Genomic DNA, 4,251 nt, shown 5'->3' with positions numbered 1-4,251 from the left:
ACCGGTCCCTACAAGGTAACGAGCTTCGAAGCAGGCGTTCTCGCCACCTTCGAGACTAACGCCGACGACTGGCGCACCGACCGCGGCTACGTGGACTCGGTCGAGCTGATCGCCATGAACGACGCGACCGCCCGCATCGCCGCCCTTTCGTCCGGCCAGGTGCACTACATCAACCGCGTCGATCCGAAGACGGTCAACCTTCTGAAGAAGGCGCCGACGGTCGAGATCCTGAACACGTCCGGCCGCGGCCACTACGTGTTCATCATGCATTGCAACACCGCCCCCTTCGACAACAACGACCTGCGCATGGCGCTGAAATATTCGATGGACCGCGAGACCATGGTCCAGCGCATCCTCGGCGGTTACGGCAAGGTCGGCAACGACTTCCCGATCAACGACACCTATGCGCTCTTCCCCGAAGGCATCGAGCAGCGTGCCTACGATCCGGACAAGGCGGCCTTCCACTACAAGAAATCCGGCCATAGCGGTCCGGTGCTCCTGCGCACCTCCGACGTCGCCTTCCCGGGTGCGGTCGATGCGGCCGTGCTCTACCAGGAAAGCGCCAAGAAGGCCGGCATCGAGATCGAGGTCAAGCGCGAGCCGGGCGACGGCTACTGGACCAACGTCTGGAACGTGCAGCCCTTCTCCACCTCCTACTGGGGCGGCCGTCCGACCCAGGACCAGATGTACTCCACCGCCTACCTGTCGACCGCCGACTGGAACGACACCCGCTTCAAGCGTCCGGATTTCGACAAGATCCTGCTGGAGGCCCGCTCGGAACTCGACGAGGCCAAGCGCAAGGACATGTACCGCACCATGGCCATGATGGTGCGTGACGAAGGCGGCCTGATCCTGCCGATGTTCAACGACTTCGTGAACGCCTCCACCAAGCAGGTGAAGGGCTATGTGCACGATATCGGCAACGACATGTCGAACGGCTATGTCGCAACCCGGGTGTGGCTGGACGCATGATGATGGAAAGCGGACCGCTTACTGGTCCGGTTCCGACGGATGGGACCGCGGATGCAACGCATCCGCGGCCTGCCGAACTTTCCGGAGTACCAGCAAAACCCAATCCTGCCACCGATGGCGAAATCGGCGGCACCTTCTGGCGGCGCTTCACCTTCCGCCGCCCTCTCGCGGCGCTCGTCCTGCAGCGCCTCGGCTTGAGCGTCGGCCTGCTCTTCGCCGTGTCGCTGATGATCTTCGGCGGCATCGAAGCGCTTCCGGGCGACTTCGCCACCACCTATCTCGGCCAGTCGGCAACGCCCCAGGCGGTCGAAAACATCCGCAAGGATCTCGGCCTCGACAGGCCCTGGACCGAACGCTACCTCTCCTGGCTCGGCGGTGCGGTACAAGGCGATTTCGGCACCTCCTGGGCGAGCAAGAATTCCGTCGGCGAACAGATCAGCAAGCGCCTCGGCAATTCGCTGTTCCTTGCCTTCTTCGCAGCACTCGTTTCCGTGCCGCTTGCCGTCGGCCTCGGCATGCTGGCGGTGCAGTTCCGCAACCGGCTGCCTGACAAGATCATCAACGTCGTCTCGCTGGCGGCCATCTCGCTGCCGGAGTTCTTCGTCGGCTATCTCTTGATCATGTTCTTCGCCGTGAAGTACGGCGTCGCGACCTTCCCCGCGACCGTCTACGACAGCATGAGCTTCACCGAACGGCTCTCGGCGATCGCGCTTCCGGTCGCGACCCTCGTTCTCGTCGTTCTTGCCCACATGATGCGCATGACCCGCGCGGCGATCCTCAACGTCATGTCTTCGGCCTATGTCGAGACGGCGGAACTGAAGGGTCTCAGCATGTTCCGCATCATCGCGCGCCATGCCGCCCCCAATGCGGTGGCGCCGGTGATCAACGTGATTGCGCTCAACCTCGCCTATCTCGTTGTCGGCGTGGTCGTGGTCGAGGTGGTCTTCGTCTACCCGGGCATGGGCCAATACATGGTGGACGCGGTGACCGTGCGCGATATGCCGGTCGTTCAGGCCTGCGGTCTGATCTTTGCCGCCTTCTACATCTTCCTGAACATGGCGGCCGACATTCTCGCGATCATCGCCAACCCGAGACTGAGGCATCCGCGATGAACCTGAGATCCATCCCCATCAGCGCCTGGATCGGCATCGCCGGCATTGCGATTGCGATCTTCTGCGCCGTCTTCGCACCGGTCATCGCTCCCTTCGGCGAACGCGACGTCGTCGGCGACGTCTGGCTTCCGGCCGGCGGCGACTTCCTGCTCGGCACCGACAATCTCGGCCGCGACCTGCTCTCGCGTCTGATCTACGGCGCCCGCACCACCATCTTCGTGGCGCTGGCGGCAACCGTGCTCTCCTTCTCGCTGGGCATGCTCCTGAGCTTCACGGCCGCCGTCGTCGGTGGCCTCACCGATCAGCTCTTCTCCCGCTTCAACGACCTGATGATGGCGATCCCGACGCTGATCTTCGCCCTCGTCGTCCTTGCCGTGCTGCCGCAACATCTGTGGATCCTGATCCTCGTCATGGCGGTACTCGACTCGACCCGCGTCTTTCGCATCGGTCGCGCCGTCGCACTCGATGTCGCGGTCATGGAATTCGTCGAAGCGGCGAGGCTGCGCGGGGAGGGTTCGCTCTGGATCATCTTTCGCGAGATCCTGCCGAACACGCTGTCGCCGCTGCTCGCCGAGTTCGGCCTGCGCTTCGCCTTCTCCATCCTGTTTCTCTCCACCCTCTCCTTCCTCGGCCTCGGCATCCAGCCGCCGGCAGCGGACTGGGGCGGCATGGTCAAGGACAACAAGGACGGCATCATCTTCGGCATTTCGGCAGCCCTGATCCCGGGTGCGGCGATCGCCACGCTCGCGATCTGCGTCAACCTCGTGGTCGACTGGCTGATGAAGAGAACCTCCAGCCTCAAGGGAGGACGTGGCGATGCCTGAGATGCTTTCCGTCAAGAACCTCAAGATCGAAGCGACCAGTTACCCGCCGGGCGAGCCGCCCAAGGTTGTCACCCTCGTCGAGGGCGTGTCGTTCGACGTGCAGAAGGGCAAGGTTCTCGGCCTCATCGGTGAGTCCGGCGCCGGCAAGTCGACCATCGGCCTCTCGGCCCTCGCCTATGGCCGCGGCGGCGTGCGCATCACCGGCGGCCAGGTTCTGCTCGACGGCAAGGACATCCTGACGCTCGACAAGAACGGCATCCGCTCGATCCGCGGCGCCCGCGTCTGCTACGTCGCACAGTCGGCCGCTGCCGCCTTCAACCCGGCGCACAGGCTCGGTGACCAGGTGATCGAGGCGTCGCTGCGCCACGGCATCATGAGCCGCGACGAAGCGAAGAAGCGGGCGCTCTATCTTTTCCGCGTGCTGGGCCTGCCCAATCCGGAAACCTTCGGCGAACGCTATCCGCATCAGGTCTCCGGCGGGCAACTGCAGCGCGCCATGACCGCCATGGCGCTCTGCCCCAATCCGGAACTGATCGTCTTCGACGAGCCGACGACAGCGCTCGACGTCACCACCCAGATCGACGTGCTCGCCGCGATCAAGCACGCGATCGAGGAAACGCACACGGCGGCGCTCTACATCACCCACGATCTCGCCGTCGTCGCGCAGATCTCCGACGACATCATGGTGCTGCGCCATGGCAAGACGGTGGAATACGGCTCTACGAAGCAGATCATCGAAGCGCCGCGGGAGGATTACACCCGCGCGCTCGTCAGCGTCCGCCAGACCAAACGCGACGAGGCGCCCGACCAGACCGGGGCGCAGCTGAAGATCGAGCATATCAGCGCCGGCTACGCCAATGGCTTCAAGGTGCTGCACGATGTCTCGATGCATCTGCCGAAGGGGCAAACGCTGGCGATCGTCGGCGAGAGCGGTTCGGGCAAATCCACCCTTGCCCGCGTCATCACCGGCCTTCTGCCGCCGAGCGAGGGCCGCATCACCTTCGAGGGCAAGGAACTGCCGCGGGCGCTCAAGGGCCGCAGCAACGACGAGCTCCGCCGCATCCAGATGATCTACCAGATGGCGGATACGGCGATGAACCCGCGCCAGACGGTGCGCGACATCGTCGGGCGTCCGCTCTCCTTCTATTTCGGCCTGCACGGCCAGAAGAAGACGGAGCGGGTGAACGAGCTCCTCGACCAGATCGAGATGGGCAGCCGCTTCCTCGATCGCTATCCGGCGGAACTCTCCGGTGGGCAGAAGCAGCGCGTGGCGATCGCGCGCGCCCTGGCGGCCAAGCCAGAGCTGATCCTGTGCGACGAACCGACCTCGGCGCTCGACCCGC

General features: G+C 64.4%; 4 protein-coding genes. All 4 read left to right on the top strand.

The features are described from left to right. Positions 1 to 972: ABC transporter substrate-binding protein (locus tag I8N66_RS36350; protein WP_291165193.1), on the top strand; the 972-nt coding region annotated here is incomplete at its 5' end. Next, on the top strand, positions 972 to 2,084 hold the full coding sequence (locus I8N66_RS36345) for an ABC transporter permease (protein WP_113540460.1): 1,113 nt from the start codon (positions 972 to 974) through the stop codon (positions 2,082 to 2,084). The genes I8N66_RS36350 and I8N66_RS36345, both read left to right, overlap by 1 nt. Further along, positions 2,081 to 2,908: an ABC transporter permease gene (locus tag I8N66_RS36340; protein WP_113540393.1), complete on the top strand. Its 828-nt coding sequence runs from the start codon at positions 2,081 to 2,083 to the stop codon at positions 2,906 to 2,908. Before I8N66_RS36345 ends, I8N66_RS36340 begins: the two co-directional genes overlap by 4 nt. Next, a partial coding sequence (locus I8N66_RS36335; RefSeq protein ID WP_291165190.1) for an ABC transporter ATP-binding protein occupies positions 2,901 to 4,251 on the top strand: 1,351 nt, incomplete at its 3' end. The genes I8N66_RS36340 and I8N66_RS36335, both read left to right, overlap by 8 nt.

It is taken from the genome of Ensifer sp. SSB1 (assembly GCF_016652895.1).
Lineage (GTDB): Bacteria > Pseudomonadota > Alphaproteobacteria > Rhizobiales > Rhizobiaceae > Ensifer.
This window is presented reverse-complemented; position numbering and strand designations above follow the sequence as displayed.

Excerpts from the sequence above, each read along its gene's own strand:
- I8N66_RS36345 (WP_113540460.1), top strand. The coding sequence starts at position 972 with ATGATGGAAAGCGGACCGCTTACTGGTCCGGTTCCGACGGATGGGACC.
- I8N66_RS36340 (WP_113540393.1), top strand. The coding sequence starts at position 2,081 with ATGAACCTGAGATCCATCCCCATCAGCGCCTGGATCGGCATCGCCGGC.